Here is a 20,624-nt window from a genome sequence, read left to right on the forward strand (position 1 = left end):
TTCACTCAAAAAAGATAAACTCATAATCTCCGCTATATCCAAATTCTTTATACAACCAAATCCATTCTGAAACTTCCAAAAGAGATTCTGCCGTTAGAGCCCAACATTCCAAATTGAAAAATTCTTGTTCATTTCTATAACTTTCAAGCATAAGATATCCGCTCTTTCCGACTCTTTCCATTTCTTTCAAGGCGGACTTCAACTCGAACAATTTCAAATTATGAAATGTAGTAAGCGATATCACTAAATCGAATTCTTTATCGCCGAACGGATAAGGATCCTGGGCTTTGTAGTTGAATAGATAAGGTTTTACTTCCTCTTTCGCGTTCTCAAGTCCGTAAACAGAAGAATCAAATCCCACGACATTCAATCCGGGTTCTATGAGTAACATTTCATGCAGTAGATAGCCTTTACCACAACCGATATCCAATACCTTCGATCCGGATTTTAAATTGTAGTCTTGAATCAATGCTTCCGCAACCGGCTTCCATCTACCTGGAATATATTTGTACCCACCATATCCGAATCGACGATCTCCGTCCCAATAATCAAAGCCGTATTCCTTTGCCTTGATCATACATCCGATTTTGTTATCCTGCATGCGTGCAAGATAGTCCCTCTGCGTGGCTTGGTGCAGAGGAGTTACTATATTTTTTAATTTTCCCATACTTTACTTTCTGATAAAAAAGGCTTTATCTAAAAATTCTTTAATTTGATTGAGATTAGCGACAACACCCGGTACCAAAGGAAGCCTTTCATGCAATTCTTCCAATAAAAACCAATTCATGGCCAGACCTTCATTTAGAACGAGAACGTCTTCCTTTACTTCTAGAAATACCGGCAAACAATGATTGCAAGTCGGAGATTCTCCCTTCCATTCCCATTGAAATAATTCCTCTCCAATGCTGCCCGGAACACATCCGAGTTCTTCTTGCAACTCGCGCGTTAACGCTTCTTTTAAATTTTCACCGGATTCCACCTGTCCGCCAAAAAAAGTCCAATAGCCTTGAAAGATAATTCCCGGAGTAAAATCGCGTTGTTGTAATAAAATACGACCGTCGTTTCTATATATTAAAGCCTTAACGGCATGACCGATCGAGTTGTCCATATTCTAATAATGTAAACAATAAGGTAAGATCAATTTGATTTTCCAGAGATCCTCAATACGCTCTGCGTCTTCTCTATCGTTTAGTTTCAGACCTTCCACCGCGAAATAACAGGTTTTCCGAGAGGAAAGAATCCGATCGTAAAAACGATTCCTACTTTCAAAATCCATCGGCAACTGAAATAAGCTGTATAAAATCATTCCATCTAGGTTAGCCAATTCATCCAAGACTTGTTGTAAAATCAAATGACAGTCTTCCATTGCGTATTCAGTCGCGCTGAGTAAATAGTGAAGACCGTTTTTCTGACAATAATCTCTGATTACAATATTCTGAACGTGCTGCGGCACCCTTTCACCGAGAAAGGGTCTGCTAAAGATATAACCTCTTACACCCTTCATTTCACTTTTGGAAACTGATATTCCATCCCAACTTTCGAAGTTGCGCGAAGTGTGATCGGCTCGAAAAATTCTCCAAGCTTCTTATCGCCATAGGGAGTAAAAACGGATTTAAATCTACAGTTCATGGACCACCTTGTATCGGATTCTTCATTTACGCGGTTTCCATGCGGATAACCTTGATCAAACAAAAGAACTTCTCCGTATTTAATTTCCAACCATTGAACTTCTTTAGAAATCGATTGAAATAAATCTTCGCTGCTCACTCCGGATTGATTTTTAAAATCTGTAATCAGCTTTTTGGAAGAATCGGGCGGAAGTAAATACATGGATTTTGTTTTATAACAATCCACGATCGGTAGCCAAACTACGATCTCATACGGAGAATCTCCCGACCACGTATCCGAATGAACCGGAAGAAGTGAACTGTAGTCGTTCGGAAATTGAATGCTAAGATTTACCCTTAGCTGCATGGACAACTCGTTTCCGACTAACGTTTCCAAATAAGGCTTGGCTACTTTATAATAATGATATCTAAAATCTTTTAGAGAATTCATGGATTGAATTACTTTCAAACGAAAAGAATTCAATTCGTTAATGGAGACTTTTTTATGAACTTGGTTCAAAAGAATATCGGAAGGTTCCTCTTTCGTAAGGCTCAAAATCTCCCTGACGATATTTGCGATGCTTTCTCTGATCCAATGTAAAGAATCAATGTCAGCCGCCTTTTGAATGGTATATCCGTTCTCAATATACTCATCTGTCATTTGTTTTTCATATTCAGATAAATACATATTCTTCTAGACTATTCTAATACTATTTTCGGGGCCTTGAGTCAAACATATGCAATATTTATAAAACTCTAAATATCATTTCACTTGTTTGATTTGATTCGGCCATGAATCGGTAGAGCAGGACCCATCTCACTTCTTTCAATTAAAAATCTAATTTTCCTTGGAAGTGGGACATCTTTGATTTTGAATATAAAGCTTCTATTTTACTTTCTTGTTTGAATAACTTCTTTCATTGTTTTCACCAAAGATTCTTGAGTGATTCCAAAATGATTCAACAAGGATTCTTGACTTCCGTATTTATCCGAGAAACGGTCCGGTAATCCGATCCTTCTAATTTTTCCGGACTCGTTCGGAATCTCTTCGTTACAAAATTCAAGCACGGCGCTGCCGAGGCCGCCAATTCGAGTGTGTTCTTCTACCGTAACAATCCCCGCAACTTTCGGGATCCATTTTTTTAGAATCTCTCCGTCCAGAGGTTTTATCGTATGCATGTGAATTACCCCACAACTTGTTCCTTCCGATTCCAGTTGTTGAACGGCCTCTAAAGCAAGCTGCGTCATAACTCCCGTAGTAATAAACATACCGTCTTTACCTTCTTTCAAAACGATCGCTTTTCCGATTTCAAAACCAAGCTCGGACTTACTGACTACCTTATCTCCACCTTTTGCGAGTCGGATGTAAATTGGATGAGGCCAGTCCACCGTGAGAGGCATCAGTCTTTTCATTTCTTCCGCATCACAGGGAGCGATGATCGTCATATTCGGTAGAGCGCGAAGAATAGCGATGTCTTCAACCGCTAAGTGAGTAGGACCGAGAGGCGCATAGACAACTCCCCCGCCGCTCGCAATCAATCGAACCGGAAGATTGTGCAAACATAAATCCAAAGCAACTTGTTCGTAACATCTTCTCGTAAGAAAAGTAGCGATGGTATTTATATAGGGAATGTATCCTTCCATCGCCATTCCAGCAGCCATTCCGATGATATGCTGTTCGCTTACCCCTTCCATAAAGAAACGATCGGGAAAGTTTTGTTTCATTTCTTCCAATACGCCCGGACCAAGATCGGATCCGATGAAAACAACTCTTTCGTCTTTCTCTGCTAATTGATTTACGATTTTTAAACTAGTATTGCGCATTTTGTTACCTATTATTGTAAGCAAGCATACATTGCTTCGATTTCTTCTTTTGAAAGTTTTGATTTATGATGCCAATGAGCATTCCCTTCCGCAAAAGGAAATCCCTTGCCTTTGATCGTATGACAAATGATTGCAGAAGGTTTATCCGGATGAAACGGAAGCTTATTTAAAACCGTTTTAATTTCTTCTATATTATGACCGTCGATTTCCACGGTTGCAAATCCGAAACTTTTCCATTTATCAACAAGAGGTTCTAAGTCCAAAACTTCTTTAGTCAGACCGTAAGATTGGAGTTTATTATAGTCAACCATCACGGTTAAATTGGAAAGTTTATGTTTGGCTGCGGACATCGCAGCTTCCCAAACGGAACCTTCATTGATTTCGCCGTCTCCGGTTAGAACTACAACTTTGTAATTTTTCTTTCTGATTTTTCCAGCGACTGCCATTCCTACTCCAATGGGAAGTCCATGGCCCAACGCTCCGGTCGAAGCTTCAACTCCCGGAATTTTTCCTCGTTCCGGATGTCCTCCTAAACGAGAATCGGACTTACAAAAAGTTTTTAATTCCTCGGTTGGAATAAAACCTTTATCGGCGAGGACCGCATACAGTGCAAGACAGCCGTGTCCTTTGCTCAAAATAAATCTGTCTCTATCGGGAGAAGAATAGTTATCTTTAGAAATATTTAAATAACCGTCATACAAGACGTGTAAAATTTCGATCATGGACATAGAAGAACCCAAATGACCTCGTCCTCCCCCCTCCAATGCTTCTACTACAAGCTTTCTCAAACGTTTCGAAACTAGTTCCATGAATATTTTCCTTTACGCGATCAATTTAATTTTATCTAACAATACTTTAGATTTTTCTAATTGAGTATTTTGTATGGAAGAAAGCCGCCCTCTTCTTTCCGGATTCGCATTGACTCTATTTTCTAATTTTATTTTAAGAAATTCGTTTAGAAGAATCAAACACCACCGAATGCCATATAAAGGGTGATAAAAGGAAAATCTCTTTTCGATTCCCTTGTCCTGATCAAAAATTTTTATGGATTTGTCGAGCCAGAGCGCCTTTTGTTTTTCGGTCAAATTCATGCCTGGATGCCAGAGAAAATCCGAAATCAATTTCACCGGATCGTCCCAACCAAAATATTCCAAATCGTAAACGTATAAGTTTCCGTTCTGATCCAGTTTAGAATTGTGAAATCCAAAGTCGGAAGGACTTAGGATCCTAAATTGGCCTTCCAATTCTTTAAAATAGTTTTCTTGATAGAATGACTTCGCCTTATCTAAAAAAGCGACGAACGCAGGTGCGAGATCGTTCGACAAAAATCGATTCAATTCAAAATTGTTTAAGGATTGCAGAGAGTCCAAACGCCTTCTGATCTGAGCCTCTAATTCCACACCCGAAAGGCAGGCTTCCGACGCCAAATCGAAATCTTCTTCCGAAAAACGAGGTTGGATTTCTTTTAATTTAGAAACGAATCGTAGAAGTTGAAGAATTAAATCTTCATTGTATTCTTTGATTTCATTTCCGTCGATCCAGCTATACAACCCCCAGTTCAAGTCATCGTCTTTTCGAACGGGTTTGGGAACCAAGAGTTTATATTCGAATAACTGAAAACAACTGTCATATTCCGTTTTCAACCTTTCTCTGGGATCCAACTGTAAATCGGGATAGACCTTTAGAATATAGGATTTTTTGTCCGAGTCGACCCTATAAACCCTACTGTTGCCGTTTGCTTTTATCGTTTGTATATTAAAAAAGCTTAAATCCTTCCATTTTTTGTTTAAAATAAAAAATATATTTTCGGACGTAAATTCGGGAAGAATGAAATCTGAGATTTTTTTCCAACTATTAAAACAAATTAACTTTTCGATCGTGTGATCCGAAAGCTCCGAATTTCCAAACAAAACCTTCTGCGTGTTTGAGGAAAAATCCTTCTCTTCAAATACTTCGATCAAATCATCTATAAAAAAAGAAAGTTTGAGTTCGTTTATTTTTTTTACTTTTTCAGCTCTAGTCTCTGCGAAAAAAACGTTCTCGGAAGGAATATTAAATTCTTCTAAATCAAAAAATCTCTTTTCATCCATCCAATCCAAGGCGGCGGACCTAAGATTTATTTTTTCTTCGTCAAAATGACCGTAAGACGTCTTATGACTTACAATGAAAACTTCCGCCTCATTGAATTTGCACTTCCATAAGAATTCTGCCACACCGGGAAAAAGCGTAGCCTGCCTCATGAACTTACCGTAGACTTTTCCTTGGATTTTTTGCCAAATCAGCTCTCCGTCATTTAAAGTTCGAATATAGTCTCTTAACTCTTTTTTGGAACCCGCCCAGTCTTCCGATATGAGCTTTTGCGCCTTTGCGGCCGAGGCAAAAACCTTATCATAACAAGCAAGAGTATTATCGAAATCTAATCCGATTCTCAGAGTCATTTCAAGCTTACGGACTGCATACGCTTTATATTAAAATATTTTTCATCGGTTAGAGAATCCGGAAGAAGTCCGGAATCAAAAGCTTTCTTTAGATCTTCTGCCGCCAACTTAATAGAGCGATTGGCTCTAAATCCCAGCTTATTGAATATTTTATCGGAAGAGATATGATAGGATCGATTGTCATTGGTCGGAGTTGTAACCAACTTTACGTCTTCTCCGATTACTTCCTTTACCATGTTTGCGATTTCAGAAACCGTAAAATTGAGATAGCCCGCGTTAAAAACGTCTCCTGCGATCTTTTCTTTCGGAGCGCGTAAAAGAACCAAATACGCGTCCACCATATCGTCGATATGGATGTTCGGACGAAGTTGCCCTCCTCCGAACACACTGATCTCTCGCTTATGATAAGCCAGATTGGTCAAAATATTTACTACGACATCCAGCCTTTGCCTAGGTGAATATCCGCAAACGGTAGCCGGACGAATCGTAACCGTTGTATAATCGTCAGACAAATATTGATTTAATATTTTCTCACAATCGGCTTTGAATTTAGAATAATCGGTAAGGGGCTCTAAAGTAAAATCTTCCGTAACATTCGGTTCTTCCTTAATTCCGTAAACGGAAGAAGAGGAAGCGTAAATGAATCGTTTCACTCCGTTCTTTTTGCTAATCTCTACGAGAGGTCTGAACGCGTCTAAGTTGATGGATTTTCCCAAATTAGGATTCAGCTCAAAGCTAGGATCGTTCGAGATACAAGCGAGGTGAATTACGGAGTCGTGACCCGGAATCGTTTTGTTCAATACATCCTGATCTCTGATATCTCCTTTAATCTTTGTTAGGTTATGATGATCCTTGAGTACGTCTTCTCCGTAAATCATAAGGTCCAGAACCGTAACCTTATATCCTTCTTCTAAAAGACGAGGAACGAGCATAGCTCCGACGTACCCGGCTCCTCCCGTTATATAAATACTTTTAATATTTTGAGCCATTCTTTACTCCAAATTTCTAATATAATTTTCTAATTTTTGATGAGAGATGGGTATATTGCCAACAGTTTGTACCGCCAATGCCGCCATACAAGTACCAATTACCGACGCTTCCATTAAGGTGGCTCCGGAGCACATGCTTGTGGCGATGGCTGCTAAGAGAGAATCTCCGGCGCCCGCAACGTCGACTGGATTCGAAACCAACGCAGGAAAATGTTCCTTCTTATTAAAACCGCCAGGAGTTTCGTTAGAGTATGCAATAAATCCGTCTGCACCTAACTTGACTAGAAGATTTTTTGAACGTGTTTTCTCCAAAAGAGTATTCGCAATCCACTCTACTCCATCTTCGTGATTGCTCAACGCAATCCTTGCTTCTCGTTCTGTCGGACATAACAAATCAAAATCTTCGAACTTTGCAACATTACCGACCTGACTGCTGCATTGCAAATCGCCGAAAAGTAGAATATCATTCTCCCGAGCTATCGATTGGATCTCCGTAAGAATCCTCTGAGTAATAACTCCATACACAAAATCACAAATGAGAATCCCGTCATAGTCTTTTGCAATCTTTCTCAGTTTCTCAATGAATTGATCTTCAATCCCTTTCGAAAGCGAATGTTCCTTCAAACGACTGACTCGAAAAAGTTTTTGATTCTCAACCATATAACGAATTTTGAAAGTAGTTGGACGACTGCTGTCGCCGATCAACTGCACGTCGATCCCTTGTTCTTGTAAGTTTTTTCTTATTAAATTCGCGTTCTCATCCTCGCCGACTACGGATAAGAACGTGCAGTCTGCTCCCAAGGCTTTGACGTGAGCCGCAACAACGCCGGCGCCGCCTACAAATTCTTTGGTTTCCAATTCTCGAACCACAAGTACAGGAGCTTCCGCGCTCATTCCGATCGCATCGCAGGCAACGTATTGATCCACGATAGTATCGCCTATCACGAGAATTTTAGAATCTGAAAATTTACCGATGCGATCTAAAAGTTTTGGAAGATCAATTCCTTGTCGTTTACAAGTTTGAAGAAATAAATGTTTTCTTTCGGATTCAAGATCCTGCTGACTGCCATGAAGCAAATCCGCGCTTGCATAATGAACTTCACCGGCGTGAAAAACCACCTTTCCATTCTGTTTTTCAATGGCAGAGATCGCTTCTTTGATGTTTTCACGATCTGTATTCTCAAATTCTTTTCCTAAAACTAAAACAGAGGGTTTAATTCGAATCGATAAATCCTCCAGAGAAATTTTATCCAAAACGTAAACCAAATCCACAAAATGTAAAGACGCGACACCTTCCGCTCTCTCCATCTGATGAAAGTATTTATTTCTTTGAAGTTCCGGAATACTTTGATCCCCGAGAACGGCTACTTTTAGTTTTTTTCCAAGACTTTTAGCATATTGTAAAAATCGAATATGTCCCGGATGAATCACATTAAAATGTCCGTAACAAAGTATAAGCGAATCCTCAGATTGAGTTCCGTTTAACTGAGATACGTCCGTTATGGAAATAATTTTATGTGAATTTGGAATCATAGGATGGAATGAATCGATTGATGAATCGGGTTTTTTAAAAATTCAACTTGCCACTCGTCCAAATCGGACTCAACGGAAAACAAAACTTCTCTCTGAGCTTTTGCTAAAGAATCTGCATTTCCAATATCACGCATAATATCTTTGTTTTCCCAAGTTGCAATTTTTCCGAGAAACTCGGGTAGAACCTGATTGCTAAAGTCGTCGATATCTTTTCTCTCTTGAATCCAATCCAGCACTTCAGGTTCGATCAAGTAAATCGCCGCATTCGCAAGATTTCCAGGCGGGTTTTCCACTTTCTCATGGAATTTCTGAACGACTCCACTTTTGTCTAACTCCACAATTCCACAGGTTTTAGGAGAATCAGTTTGAAATGTCATCATCGTTATAAGAGAAAATTTCGGTCTTGTCGAAAAATGAAATTCGACGAAAGACTTAAAATCGCAAAGACAAAGATTATCGCCATGAATCAGAAGAGTGGTTTTACCTTTAAAAAAATCATAATTTTTCCGAAAAGTTCCCGCCGTGCCCAATAACTCAGACTCGTAAACGGATTCTACCCAATCCTTATATTTCGGTCTTTTTAAAAAGGAAACGACTACGTCGCTTAGGTAATGGAGGTTAACCAATACTTTAGAAATTTCTAATTTAGAAATCTGTTCCAGCCAAATTTCAAGCAAAGGTTTCCCTCCGATCGGCATAAGGCATTTTGGCCAGACATCCGTAAGAGGTTTCAGCCTAGTTCCAAGTCCCGCCGCAAGAATTAAGACGTTGATTTCGTTTTTAAGAATTGGATCCGCCAAGATACTTAAACCAATCGGAAGTCGCAGTTGCAATTTTGTCGGGCGTCCATACCGGAGCGTCTTTCCAATAATCTATGTTCTTTAACAATTCACCGATCCCGGTTTCGATGGAAATCTTAGGAGACCAGCCCAGGTCTTTTTTGATCTTTGCAATATCTGCAAAGGTACAGTCCGGTTCTCCGGGGCGTTTCGGAATGTAAGTGACTTCTCCTTTTAAAAGTTCTACGATTCGATTGACTGAAATTGTCGCACCGCTTCCTACGTTATAAATTTCTCCGACCTTCTCACTCTTAGCCGCCGCAAATATTGCTTCTGCAACGTCTCTCACATACGTGAAATCTCTGGTTTGTTTTCCGTCACCGACGACCGTATACGGTTTACTTGCTAATTTTTGCGCGAGGAAAACTCCAAAGACCGCTCCATAAGTTCCGGAAGTTCTCGATCTCGGTCCGTAAACATTAAAAAATCGTAATGATAGAGCGGGAAATTTATAAACCTGAGCCCAGTGCAGCACCAGCTCTTCTCCCATTCTTTTCGTAAGAGCGTAAGGATATTGAGGGAGAATCGGAGAAGTTTCGGGAGTTGGATAAACTTCCGGAATTCCGTAACAGGAAGAAGAGGCAGCGTAAACAAATCGTTTTACGTTCTGATGTCTGCTTGCTTGTAGAACGTTCAAAGTTCCGGTCACATTCGATTGAAAATATCCTTCCGGGTTCTGAATACTCGGAACAATATCCGCGAGCGCAGCAAGATGAAACACGTAATCGACGGATTTGAATTTTTGAATCCAATCTCCTTGAACTGACAAATCACATTCAACTAAATTGATTTTGCTTTTTACGTGATCTAAATTTAAAGCCCTGCCTGTACTGAAATTGTCCAATACGACGACTTCGAATTGATTCTCTAATAGAACGTCAACAAGGTGACTTCCGATAAATCCGGCGCCGCCGGTAACCAATGCTTTCATTTGATTTACTTAGCCTCGCACAACCATTGCATACACATATGACCGACGATCACTTGTAAATCTTCCGATATCTGCATATCATTGATCGGAAAGTGAATCGGATGTTTTGCCAACTCTTTACATTTACCGCCGGAAAATCCTAAAATCGCATAGGTAATCATACCGATACGATTTCCGACTTCGAGAGCCTTTACTACGTTAGGCGAATTACCGCTTCCGGAAAGAACGATCAATACGTCGCCCGGATTCGCTTTTACTTCCAACTGCTGAGAATAAATAGAGTCATATCCTTCGTCGTTCGCAAGACAAGTGATTACCGCCGCATTTGCGGGCAAGGCTTCGATCCTGAGTCCAAGTCCGTTTTTTTTATCGATACCATAATTGAAATCGTTGGCCAAGTGAATCGCATTTCCGGCGCTTCCGCCATTGCCACAGATAAAAACTTGTTTTTTATTTTCCCAAGCATCCTTTAAGGAAAGCGCAAGACGTTCAATCTCCGGTGCTCTCTCCGGAACAAGCGCCGATTGAAGACGAGCAATGTAAGCGTTATAATGATCCAGCATTTTTGATTCTCCTTTCAATAATAAAAACGAATCGGTGCAAATCCAATTAAATTAGAGATTGAACCAAACGAGAAACTTCTTCTCCAATGGACGGGGAAGAAGTAAGCCCCGGACTTTCGATTCCGAGTAAATGAATCCACGGCTTGTCTTCAGGATACTTTTTTATAACGAAATCCGTAACGGGATTATTATCAAAAAACAATCTCGGCCTCAGTCCCACGTAACCTTGTGTCAAATCGTCTTCCGTATAATAATTTGTAATATTTTTTAAGGAGTTAAAAAATACGTTTTTTGAAGTTTGAAACGTATAATCCGATTTGGAACTCGCCCAATTGGAATTCGGGCCGGCATAGGATTCCCCATTGAGATGAAATGTATAATGAACTCCTAACGCAGTACTCGAGTAAGAAGGAAGTGGATATACCAATTTTTTAAACGGAAGTTCTCTTTTCAAACGATAGTATTCGCCTTTATTGGGACGAATCTCGTATTTCAATTCCCCCAGTTGTTGAATCAGCTCGTCTGAATGGAGACCAGCCGCATTGACGATACAATCAGCATCGATTTTTTCCATAACACCGGTTTGAATATCACAAAGAAAAGAAACTTCCTCTTGAAAAACGAAACGTTTTCCTTTGATAAAAGTAACGCCGGAATTCTCGCATTCTCTCCAGAGCGTTTTTAGATAAAGTGGAACATCCACAACACCCGTTTTTCCGAGATGAATCGCATTTTCTCCCAAAAGAAAAGGATACTCTGAAGAAAGATTTTTTACAAAACTCGTATCCGTGATTCCGTATTTTACGGATTTATTATAGAGCTCTTCTAATTTTTCCTTCTTCTTCAATTCAAGGGAAACATCTTCCTTTATTCCGGTAGTGATGATCTTTCCGCAAATGCTATGAGGAACGTTGAATTGATCGAAAAACTCTAAAGATAATTCATAACCTCTGAGACAATGTTTTAATTTTTGAGAACCTTCCGAGTAATAAATTCCGGAATGCAAAACACCCGAGTTTCTTCCGCTGATACCGTCTCCTCGATTTTCCGAGGAATCGCACAGATAAATATCCGAACGAGTATTTTTGGAAAGTTGATAAGCGACCCAACTTCCAACGACACCTGAACCTATTACTAAAATCAAATGTTTACTTGATCCTTCGTAATATGATTTTTAAAATCCCCATACGCCAACCGAATCCCTTCCTTCAATTCCACCTGATGTTTCCAACCCATCTTGTGAAGTTTGGAAACGTCCAAAAGTTTGCGAGGGGTTCCGTCGGGTTTCGTAAGGTCGAAAGTCAAAAGCCCTTGGTAGCCGACGACTTCTTTCACGGTTTCGGCAAGTTCTCGAATGCTCACCTCGATCCCGCTTCCGACGTTGACGTGTTCTCCGCCTTTCGCATCTCCGGAAGCGTCGTAGTTTTTCATTAAAAAAACGCAGGCACGAGCCATATCGTCGGAATATAAGAATTCTCTTAAGGGCTTTCCGGTTCCCCAGACGACCACCTCGGGAAAGTTTTTCATTTTGGCTTCGTGAAAACGACGAATCAAAGCCGGAAGGACGTGGGAGTTTTCCGGATGGTAGTTATCTCCGGGACCGTAAAGATTCGTGGGCATCACGGAAATAAAATTCGTGCCGTACTGACGATTGTAACTCTGACACATTACAATTCCTGCAATCTTTGCGACCGCATAAGGTTCGTTCGTCGGTTCGAGTTTACCGTCCAACAACTGGCCTTCATCCATAGGTTGTTGCGCGAACTTCGGATAAATGCAAGAAGAACCCAAAAAGACGAGTTTCTTAACTTTAAAACGATAACAAGCATCTATGATATTATTTTGAATCTGTAAATTAGAAAAAATGAATTCAGCCGGATAGGTATTGTTCGCGTGAATTCCGCCGACTTTGGCCGCAGCCAGGAAAACATACTCGGGACGATTTGCCTCGAAGAACTGGTTCACTTTCGTTTGTTCCGTGAGATCCAATTCGGCGTGGGACTTTCCCAAAATATTATCGTAACCTTCCTTTCTTAGAACGCGCTCGATAGCGGAACCGACGAGACCTTTGTGACCGGCGATATAAATCTTAGCGTTCGTTTCCATCGCCTTACTTATTCTTCCCCGACTTCTTTCTTCAACTCTTCGATCTCTTTCCGAATCTGTTCGTATTCCTGCATTTTGATCTTCAGATAACGAACCGTAATGAGAGCCTTCTCTTCGATTCCCATAGGAGTTAAAAAATACGCGTATGCGAGTTTGTTCTTACTATTTTTAAAGTTCTTGGCTTTGATCCAGCCCTTGTCCATCAAAGCCTTTAAACAATAGTTCACCTTGCCTAAACTAATCCCTAAAATCTCGGAGAGTTCTCTCTGATTCACTTCCGGGTTCTCTTCCAAAATTCTCAGAAGTTTATGTCTTAAAGCGTCATCCATGGGTTTTAGGTTTTAAATGTCAGGGTTTTAAGAATCAGGAATCAGAGGCAAGATTACGATTCATACCAGGACCCAGCAAAGAAGGAAATTCAAAGAAAAACGGAATCGGACCGAAGTTTTGGCATAGCTTCGCCGGGTCAGTCCCAGAGTTGGAAAATCTGGATTCATAAAAAAATCGCAAAGATATCCTGTCAATAAAATTTGTTCAATCGTTGAACAGACATAGGACTTTTGAATCTTTACGGACATTGGAACAAACCTAGAGGGAATCTCTTTTAAAAAAAATGTCGGAGGAACAGGAGCCACTTTAGTTACTCGGGTCCGTTCGATTCACTAAAGCGCAGAGTTTTTCGGAACTCGAGTGCAACGACTCCTAAGAGGCGCGTTGTGGATCACAAATAACAATCGCTTTCGCATTGGTTACGCCGAACTTACGTTAGTTAACGTGAGTTCGACGGTTGAAATCTTGGGCGAATAAGAAACTCGAGTGCAACGACTCCGTAAACTCAATCTCACTCCCTCCTATGGGTCGTTCGATGGGGCGCGTTTCAAGGAGTTAGGAGTTAGTGTAGCGTCTAAACAAAACTGTGTCTTTAGTGAATAGAAAGTTTGTATGGAAAGAACTTCGATGAAACTCGAAGGCGAACGAAAAAATTCATCCTTGAAAATAAAAGACGGATATTATTGATCTCTATAAAATCGAGTGCCGTTGATTTTTATCGCAAAATACTATTTTACTGCAAAATATTGGTACTTTATTATATAGTTATGGAGTAAGATCCATTGTTGTTAGAGACCGAAAATAACGGGGAACCGCTTTACGGATATTGAAAGGTTTTAGTTGTAAATCTGAATATTTGAAAAATTTCCGAAACAAAATTCGAATCGGATCCAAGAGAAAAGTTCCAGGAACGAGATGATTGCAAAACGGAAATTTCCAATAAACCCGCGGACAAAAACATAAAGAGCGAAGTTGTCGAATTGTGAATGTGTTGGAACGAATTCGAAATGAAAACTTGTTTTAAAAATTTTCACCGAGTTTATCTCAAAATCGGACCTTCCTTTTTACGGGAACCGGTTTTACACCAAATCGGTGTTTTACGAAACTCGCTCGATTCGTATACGCGTTCCGTTCTTTATAAAAATGCGTCGAATTAAAAATCCGATCTTGAAGATCCCGTCTAAAACCTTCGCTTAAGGGATGAAACTATCTAAAACCTGGATCCGGGTTTTTTTAGTTTTTTCTTGCAGAAAGACTTCTTCCGGCAAACTATATCCAATTTCTGTCACATAATTTCAGGAGATTCTAACAATATGGCCGACTCTGTCATTGTCCAAAAATTGGACACAAGGCTTATCGAAGAAGGTGTTCTCGATAATACTTTCGAAAAAGATTATTCTTTAGTTCACCAAATGCTTAACGAAGAGATTCGTAAAACGGGAAAATTCACCAATTTCGAACTCGGAGAAAAGATTCTCAGAGATTGGTTAAACGGACTCGCCCGTCAAGGAGCCTCTCAAGACAAGCTAACGAATTATCTGCGTTGCGGGCTGGCCCATCTTTCTTACGAGTACATCGAGTCCGATAACGAGGGAACCGACGTAGAGACTCTGATCTTACGTGCTCTCGTTTCTTTTAGGGAACGCGATTTTGAAAAATCAATCTTTCGTTCGAATGACGGAGACAAAGCAGTTGCTCAAAAAGCCGTAGCGAAAGAGAAGGTTGCCGTTAAGAAAGCTGCGAAAAAAGCTGCAAAGAAAAAGGCTGCTAAAAAGAAAGTAGCAAAGAAGAAATCGGCTCCTAAGAAGAAAAAGGCCGCCAAAAAGAAAGTAGCAAAGAAAAAAACACCTAAGAAAACCGCAAAAAAGAAAACGACTAAAAAGAAAACTTCCAAGAAAAAAACGAAAAAAAGATAATTCTTTCACCGAAAACTCGATCCCAATTTCAAAAATCTTGGAGCCTGCAATTGTAATGTAGCTCCAAGATCGTAACTCCGATTTCGCCTTTCCTCTTAAAATGTAAGTCTCTTTTCCATCCTTTTTATCTTTCGGATGTATAAAACCCTCTCGGAAATTTTGATCGTAAAAATCTCCGTTAGATAGTACAGGGCCCATCTTAAGAAGTGTTTTTCTTTCTCATTCCTCTCTTCTTTCCTATAGGCTGAAACACCCTATCCTTACAAAAATTTCTATCTCTACAATTCCGAATGTTTTGAGTCGGATGTATCAGGAAAAAAATACGATGAATCGCTTCTACATTTTTCTTTTTATTTTCTTTCCGGTTTGTACCCCGGCGAAGATACTCAACGTGGCCGGTCCGGGGGCAAACGACTTTTGGATTCAATTTTTACTTCGAGGTAAATTCGAAACGATCGAGCCCGTCTTCCCCGAAACCGTTCGTGAAGATACAAAATCCTTGGAATTAGAATGGACTTTGTTAATCGGAGCGCCTAACGCCAATACTACGGGTAAAAATCTCGCAGTAGACAGGAACGGTTTTATCTATGTCGCCGGAGATACCAACCGCGGCGTTTACAGGGCGGCGGAGATCGGAACCAGGGATCTCATCCTAGGAAAGTATGATTCCTTGAAAAATACGATCTGGACGAAACAAGTCGGAGTCGCGGGCGTACGTTTGCAGGTTGCGGATATCGCAGTCGATCCGGACGGAAACGTGTATGTAACCGGTCAAACAAACGGTAATTATGCAAACCCTCTTGTCGGCGCAGACGATATGTTCTTAATCAAATTTAACTCCGCCGACGGAACCGAAGCCTGGGTCAGACAGATAGGTGTACCCGGAGTCAGGATTGGAGGCGGTGGATTTTCAATTTTACCCGAAAAAATCTCCGTGGATACATTCGGAAATTCTTATATTGTTGGAAACTCGACCGGTCCCTTCGGAGGCCCCGAAGCGGGAGCCAACGGATTTATGATTAAGTTTGATACAAACGGAAACCAGGAATGGGTTACACAACTTTCGATCCCAAGGGGTCAAAGTTTCCCAAAAGGAGTCGCTTTTGACAGGATTACGGGTGATATTTATATGACCGGCTCGGGAAACGCAAACTTTGAGACCGATACGACTCCCAGTATAGGCAACTCCGATCTTTTTATCCTTAGATACGACGGCAACAACGGCAATAAACAATTTTTCGCCCAACTCGGTTCCGCCTTAAGATCGTCCGAGGGCCGTTCCTTATCCGTGGATCCGTCCGGAAACGTCTTTGTGGGCGGAAACAGTAACGGTGATTTCGGATCGGGCGCCGACGGAACGAGTTGGCTCGGAACCTTAGTCAAATACGATTCGTTCGGCAATCAACAATGGATCCGACAATTCGGTCCGATCAGCGGTCGTCGAAAACAGACAGCCATCGAGGCAATCGTAACCGATGCGGATGGAAACGTTTTTACGACGGGCCATAGCAACGGAAATGTTCCGGATGGAACCGGTATTTCTATAGGTACGCTGGATGTTTTTCTGACAAAACACGATTCATCCGGACAAAACCGATGGATCCGACAAGTCGGAACTCCCGGAGCCACAATTTCCGGAAGCGGAATCGGGCGCGACCGAAATGGAAATCTTTATGGTATCGGAAATACAAACCACACCGTGAATGGGATTCCCATTCGAGGATTAAACGAGATATTCATCGTAAAATACAAATAACGCCTCGCCACTGGAAACGTGGGAACTCCCGCAGATTCGTAGGAATCAAGGGATTCGGACGTTACGTAGGTCCCTCAAATCCGCCCTGGCACTCTTAAAAAAAGACTGCTAATTTTTTAAAAAAATGCTGGAACTTTTTTAACATTTTGGCACTCTAAACTTTAGATTGCTAAAAAGGAAATAAGAACCATGAATGAATTTAGAATCTTTGAAGATCTTTATAAACTCCAGAATCAGTTTTCGGGCCTTTGGGACCCGTTTTCACTCAATGGCGGGAGCGCTTATCCGGCCTTGAACATCCATAAAGGAACCGATGTCGTGACGATCACGGCTCTGATTCCGGGAATCGGACCGGAAAATCTGGAAATCACCGTAAGCGGAAATCAGCTTCATCTGAGCGGGGAAACACCGGCAAACGTTCCCAAGCCGAACCAAGGAACCAATCGTGTGGAAAGATTTCATGGAAAGTTCCACAGAGCTTTGGAACTTCCCACGGAAGTGGACCCGGATAAAACCGTAGCGGAATTTAAAAACGGAGTTTTGGTTCTGACTCTCCCCATCCGGGAAAGTGTAAAACCGCGTAAGATCCAAATTCAAACCCATTAATATACTTTTAGGAGAAAAACCATGACAAGCGCAGTTCTGAACAAAGAAAATCATACCGCCGAAGACAAACAGACTTCTCGGGAAACAAAAAGGGAAAGAGTGAGAATTCTCACTCCCAGAGTCGATGTCTACTCCGACGAGGAAAATATCTATCTTCTTGCGGATCTTCCGGGTGTGGAAGAAAAGGACGTTCAAGTAAAATTAGAAAAGGATCAACTGACTATCTCCGGTAAAACTTCAGAGAAAGATATTTCCGGAGAACTCAGATATTCCGAGTTCCGCACCGGCGAATACAAAAGGGCGTTCACACTCGTCGAGTCCATAGAAGAGGATCGTATCTCTGCGGTTTATAAGAACGGGGTTTTGAATCTCACTCTCCCCAAAAGAAAACCTCTCACGAAAAAAATCGAGGTTCGTTCCGAATAATCGTTTCCTCCGTCGGCTCCGGATCATCAGGCTCTTAAACGATCGTTTGAGAGCCTGAAGGCAACTTCGCCGCTCTTGGGTTCGCCGACGGAAATTTCTCATCGAACCGAAGTAAACGAACGTTGATTTCTCGGTTGCATTGGAATTCCAACTCGAAAGATCCTATTCTAATGAAAACATTTCTCCTTCTCGTTTGTTCCAATCTCTTCATGACATTCGCTTGGTACGGTCATTTGAAATTCTTTCACGGTTGGAGTCTTCCGTTGACGATTTTCCTCAGTTGGGGAATCGCACTTTTTGAATATAGTCTGATGGTACCCGCAAATCGAATCGGTTACGGAGAAGAAGGTTACAGCGCGTTTCAACTCAAAATTTTGCAAGAGGTCATCACGATCGGTATTTTTATCGTATTCGCATCTTTTGTTTTAAAGGAAAAAATCAAGTGGAATCACGCGGTAAGTTTTGTTCTGATCTTAGCCGCGGTCGGTTTTGCATTTTACGATAAAACGAATTCATAATAAAACTTTGGACGCGTCTTGCACAATTTTTCACTGCAAGTACGTTGTTCCGGTAACCGTGAAAAATCGGTTCTAAAAAAGCAAAACCGCGCTCGAACTCAGTATTTCTCCCCAAGGGTCGAAATACAGTGCTTCCGTCAAGTTATTGTATTTTACTCTTAAAAAGATTCTGGATCGTATTTCCAATAACTTGACTCCGCATCGCTCGCGGATCGTTTTACAAAAAAAAATTTAGATAAGAAGGAAATTGCAGATCAAAGGAACTTCTTAATCTCTTTTGCAAGAGTTTTACCGTCGGTTCCACCCGGAAAGGTCGCAAGAATTCGGCTCCGATCATCCAGGACATACAGAAAAACCGTATGATCGACCGTGTAACCGCCTTCCAACTGCGGGGCGCTTACTTTTTTAGAAACGGCCCCGAACGCATTCTGAAGAGATTTCAATGTAGCATGGTCGCCTGTTAAAGCGACTAGTTTCCTCTCCGGAAACTGCTTTACATATTTTGCAAGTAGTTCCGGAGAATCCCTTTCCGGATCCACGCTGATAAAAACGGGAGTCAAATCCTTACCGTCGTTTCCGAGTTCCTTGACCGCGGCGGACATATCTAAGAGCGCCCTCGGGCACATATCCGGACAATGAGAAAATCCGAAATAGACGAGTTTCAGTTTTCCGGAAATCCGACTCAAAGGAATTTCCAGATTCTCCGTATTCTTAAGCGAAGAGGAAGACCATTCCCGAACCAAAACGGGTTCGAAACCGGATTGCAATTTGGATTTCCAAACTTTCCAACCGAAAAAACCGAGTCCGATCCCGATAAACAAAACGGTTATAAATAAAATTCTTTCCTTCAAAACGTTCTTCTCCCCACGGTTTACGACTTTCGCACGTTAGACGTCACACGGCGACGATCCAACCCATAGCCCCGTTCTCCGCCATCTTTGTCTGATGCGGATGAAACATATATCTTCCTCGTTTCGGAAGAGTAAATTCGACGATCGCCCTTTCGGTTTGTCCGAGAGTAATCACGTCCGTATGATCGTCGGGAACCAATCTCGTTCCGGTTCGAAACACGTCGAAGGTTTGAGCGTGTAAGTGAAACGAAGCCACCGGTTCGTACTCGCATAGATTTGCGATATACAACCTTACCTTTTGTCCGACCGGAACCTTGATCGGATATCGATCGTAAAAACCGGCCATCCCGTTCCAAGAAAAGATATCGTTCTTTCCCTTATCTTCCAAATCCCATCCGGAAAGGATCAACATAAACTCGTGCGCCGTCGGTCTTCCACCCGGAGGATCTACGATCAATCCGCCGTAAAGTCCCTTTGCCATGTGACTTGCAAGAGGAGGAACGTGACAGTGATACGGATGAAATCCGATCGGGCCCGCGGTGAGTTTATACGTTTTTTCGCCGCCGATAACGACGGGTTCCCAACCGTCTTCGTTCGGATCGTGACTTCCGTGAAAATGAATCGAGTGGGGATGTTCGGAATCGTTTCTTAAAGTGATTTCCATCTTCTGTCCGAGTGTGGCTCGAACCACCGGACCGGGAACCATACCGTTGAAAGTCCAGGCTTTGACGACCGTGTTATGCGCGACCGTCAGAGGCATTTCTACAATGCTCAAATGTTGTTTTAAAATCGGCCCGGAAGCAACTTCTACATTCTTCAATTCCATCCGAGCGAGCCAAGCCGGATCGGTTTGAAAGGGAGGATGCACCATACTCCCGTACGAATTGTTTCCGGGGTTTCCGGGAATCGTAACTTCCTGATTGGCTCCTACGATTCCGGGTCGGACTTTACAAAGTAAACCTCCATTGTCCTTTCCGTCTCCGATCGAACTGATCCCGGCGCCTGCGGCCAAACCGGCGCCTCCGATCCCGATCCATTTGAGAAATTGTTTACGGTTCACTCCTTTAGAATTTGGCGACCGATGTGATGATGATAATCAGCGCCAAAACCCCCACTCCCCCGTATACGAGAACGTTTTTCAACCAAGCAGGAACCTTAGATCCGCCCGCGATTAGATACGCGCCCGCTCCCACAATCGGAACGAGAAGAATCGTTCCCGTCCAAATCGATCCGATCTTGGAATCCACGTCCTCTCTTTTAACGAGATCCGCCAACGCCAAAGGAGCAAGAAGAGTATAGAGTATAAACGGAAAGTAATATCCGTAAAAGTTGAATAGTAAGGCTAAGAATCCGGGTCCGCCGACGACAGTTTGTTCCATAATTTTTCTCCT

Annotated in this window: 23 protein-coding genes; 5 read left to right on the forward strand and 18 right to left on the reverse strand. The window is 41.7% G+C overall.

The window, feature by feature from the left end:
- Nucleotide 1: 1 nt before the first annotated feature.
- From LEP1GSC060_RS17180 to LEP1GSC060_RS17250, 15 genes are all read right to left on the reverse strand, one after another.
- A complete protein-coding gene (locus LEP1GSC060_RS17180; protein WP_036096974.1) occupies nucleotides 2-667 on the reverse strand; it encodes a class I SAM-dependent methyltransferase in 666 nt (221 codons plus the stop codon).
- A gap of 3 nt (nucleotides 668-670) precedes the next feature.
- Complete coding sequence (locus LEP1GSC060_RS17185; RefSeq protein ID WP_003009905.1) at nucleotides 671-1,108, reverse strand: NUDIX hydrolase; 438 nt, start codon at nucleotides 1,106-1,108, stop codon at nucleotides 671-673.
- A gap of 3 nt (nucleotides 1,109-1,111) precedes the next feature.
- Nucleotides 1,112-1,504 carry an LIC12192 family sporadic carbohydrate cluster protein gene (locus tag LEP1GSC060_RS17190; protein ID WP_036096976.1) on the reverse strand — a complete coding sequence of 131 codons (393 nt, stop codon included), beginning with the start codon at nucleotides 1,502-1,504 and terminating at the stop codon, nucleotides 1,112-1,114.
- Nucleotides 1,501-2,295, reverse strand: a complete 795-nt coding sequence (locus tag LEP1GSC060_RS17195) for a sporadic carbohydrate cluster 2OG-Fe(II) oxygenase (RefSeq protein ID WP_003009745.1) — start codon at nucleotides 2,293-2,295, stop codon at nucleotides 1,501-1,503. Before LEP1GSC060_RS17195 ends, LEP1GSC060_RS17190 begins: the two co-directional genes overlap by 4 nt.
- 203 nt (nucleotides 2,296-2,498) lie before the next feature.
- Nucleotides 2,499-3,431 carry a transketolase family protein gene (locus LEP1GSC060_RS17200; RefSeq protein ID WP_003009459.1) on the reverse strand — a complete coding sequence of 311 codons (933 nt, stop codon included), beginning with the start codon at nucleotides 3,429-3,431 and terminating at the stop codon, nucleotides 2,499-2,501.
- Nucleotides 3,432-3,442: 11 nt separating this feature from the next.
- The gene (locus LEP1GSC060_RS17205) at nucleotides 3,443-4,240 is read right to left on the reverse strand and encodes a transketolase (RefSeq protein ID WP_003009317.1); all 798 of its coding nucleotides are present in this window, start codon (nucleotides 4,238-4,240) and stop codon (nucleotides 3,443-3,445) included.
- A gap of 12 nt (nucleotides 4,241-4,252) precedes the next feature.
- Complete coding sequence (locus tag LEP1GSC060_RS17210; protein ID WP_003009804.1) at nucleotides 4,253-5,869, reverse strand: phosphotransferase; 1,617 nt, start codon at nucleotides 5,867-5,869, stop codon at nucleotides 4,253-4,255.
- The gene (locus LEP1GSC060_RS17215) at nucleotides 5,866-6,858 is read right to left on the reverse strand and encodes an NAD-dependent epimerase/dehydratase family protein (protein ID WP_003009505.1); all 993 of its coding nucleotides are present in this window, start codon (nucleotides 6,856-6,858) and stop codon (nucleotides 5,866-5,868) included. The genes LEP1GSC060_RS17210 and LEP1GSC060_RS17215 overlap by 4 nt, the downstream gene beginning before the upstream one ends.
- A 3-nt stretch (nucleotides 6,859-6,861) precedes the next feature.
- The gene (locus LEP1GSC060_RS17220) at nucleotides 6,862-8,391 is read right to left on the reverse strand and encodes a PfkB family carbohydrate kinase (RefSeq protein WP_003009515.1); all 1,530 of its coding nucleotides are present in this window, start codon (nucleotides 8,389-8,391) and stop codon (nucleotides 6,862-6,864) included.
- Nucleotides 8,388-9,191: a nucleotidyltransferase family protein gene (locus LEP1GSC060_RS17225; RefSeq protein ID WP_003009795.1), complete on the reverse strand. Its 804-nt coding sequence runs from the start codon at nucleotides 9,189-9,191 to the stop codon at nucleotides 8,388-8,390. Before LEP1GSC060_RS17225 ends, LEP1GSC060_RS17220 begins: the two co-directional genes overlap by 4 nt.
- On the reverse strand, nucleotides 9,172-10,161 hold the full coding sequence (locus LEP1GSC060_RS17230) for an SDR family oxidoreductase (RefSeq protein WP_003009535.1): 990 nt from the start codon (nucleotides 10,159-10,161) through the stop codon (nucleotides 9,172-9,174). Before LEP1GSC060_RS17230 ends, LEP1GSC060_RS17225 begins: the two co-directional genes overlap by 20 nt.
- Before the next feature lie 5 nt (nucleotides 10,162-10,166).
- Nucleotides 10,167-10,724: an SIS domain-containing protein gene (locus tag LEP1GSC060_RS17235; RefSeq protein ID WP_003009869.1), complete on the reverse strand. Its 558-nt coding sequence runs from the start codon at nucleotides 10,722-10,724 to the stop codon at nucleotides 10,167-10,169.
- A 46-nt stretch (nucleotides 10,725-10,770) separates the two neighbouring features.
- Nucleotides 10,771-11,868, reverse strand: coding sequence for an NAD(P)/FAD-dependent oxidoreductase (locus LEP1GSC060_RS17240; protein WP_003009854.1), 1,098 nt, complete (start codon nucleotides 11,866-11,868; stop codon nucleotides 10,771-10,773).
- On the reverse strand, nucleotides 11,865-12,830 hold the full coding sequence (gene fcl / locus LEP1GSC060_RS17245) for a GDP-L-fucose synthase (RefSeq protein WP_003009527.1): 966 nt from the start codon (nucleotides 12,828-12,830) through the stop codon (nucleotides 11,865-11,867). The genes LEP1GSC060_RS17240 and fcl overlap by 4 nt, the downstream gene beginning before the upstream one ends.
- Nucleotides 12,831-12,838: 8 nt before the next feature.
- On the reverse strand, nucleotides 12,839-13,159 hold the full coding sequence (locus tag LEP1GSC060_RS17250) for a MarR family EPS-associated transcriptional regulator (protein WP_003009553.1): 321 nt from the start codon (nucleotides 13,157-13,159) through the stop codon (nucleotides 12,839-12,841).
- Nucleotides 13,160-14,473: 1,314 nt separating this feature from the next.
- On the opposite strand from LEP1GSC060_RS17250, the gene LEP1GSC060_RS17255 reads away from it, so the two are divergent.
- From LEP1GSC060_RS17255 to LEP1GSC060_RS17275, 5 genes are all read left to right on the forward strand, one after another.
- Nucleotides 14,474-15,076 (forward strand): hypothetical protein, encoded by a 603-nt coding sequence (locus LEP1GSC060_RS17255; RefSeq protein ID WP_003009733.1) that lies wholly within the window; start codon nucleotides 14,474-14,476, stop codon nucleotides 15,074-15,076.
- A 325-nt stretch (nucleotides 15,077-15,401) separates the two neighbouring features.
- Nucleotides 15,402-16,832: an SBBP repeat beta-propeller lipoprotein, LipL53 family gene (locus tag LEP1GSC060_RS17260; protein ID WP_036097009.1), complete on the forward strand. Its 1,431-nt coding sequence runs from the start codon at nucleotides 15,402-15,404 to the stop codon at nucleotides 16,830-16,832.
- 189 nt (nucleotides 16,833-17,021) lie between these two features.
- Nucleotides 17,022-17,438, forward strand: a complete 417-nt coding sequence (locus LEP1GSC060_RS17265) for an Hsp20/alpha crystallin family protein (RefSeq protein WP_003009350.1) — start codon at nucleotides 17,022-17,024, stop codon at nucleotides 17,436-17,438.
- A gap of 21 nt (nucleotides 17,439-17,459) precedes the next feature.
- Complete coding sequence (locus LEP1GSC060_RS17270; protein ID WP_003009363.1) at nucleotides 17,460-17,864, forward strand: Hsp20/alpha crystallin family protein; 405 nt, start codon at nucleotides 17,460-17,462, stop codon at nucleotides 17,862-17,864.
- A 170-nt stretch (nucleotides 17,865-18,034) separates the two neighbouring features.
- Nucleotides 18,035-18,382, forward strand: coding sequence for a DMT family protein (locus tag LEP1GSC060_RS17275; RefSeq protein ID WP_003009941.1), 348 nt, complete (start codon nucleotides 18,035-18,037; stop codon nucleotides 18,380-18,382).
- A 254-nt stretch (nucleotides 18,383-18,636) separates the two neighbouring features.
- Here LEP1GSC060_RS17275 and LEP1GSC060_RS17280 read toward each other — a convergent pair whose 3' ends face one another.
- Genes LEP1GSC060_RS17280 through LEP1GSC060_RS17290 form a run of 3 tightly spaced genes read right to left on the reverse strand, consistent with a single transcriptional unit; the run spans nucleotide 18,637 to nucleotide 20,612 of the window.
- Nucleotides 18,637-19,233: an SCO family protein gene (locus LEP1GSC060_RS17280; RefSeq protein WP_003009560.1), complete on the reverse strand. Its 597-nt coding sequence runs from the start codon at nucleotides 19,231-19,233 to the stop codon at nucleotides 18,637-18,639.
- Between the two features lie 43 nt (nucleotides 19,234-19,276).
- On the reverse strand, nucleotides 19,277-20,293 hold the full coding sequence (locus LEP1GSC060_RS17285) for a multicopper oxidase domain-containing protein (RefSeq protein WP_003009307.1): 1,017 nt from the start codon (nucleotides 20,291-20,293) through the stop codon (nucleotides 19,277-19,279).
- A 4-nt stretch (nucleotides 20,294-20,297) separates the two neighbouring features.
- On the reverse strand, nucleotides 20,298-20,612 hold the full coding sequence (locus LEP1GSC060_RS17290) for a PLDc N-terminal domain-containing protein (protein ID WP_003009647.1): 315 nt from the start codon (nucleotides 20,610-20,612) through the stop codon (nucleotides 20,298-20,300).
- Nucleotides 20,613-20,624 lie beyond the last annotated feature (12 nt).

It is taken from the genome of Leptospira weilii serovar Ranarum str. ICFT (assembly GCF_000332415.1).
In the GTDB taxonomy this organism is placed as follows: Bacteria; Spirochaetota; Leptospiria; order Leptospirales; family Leptospiraceae; genus Leptospira; species Leptospira weilii_A.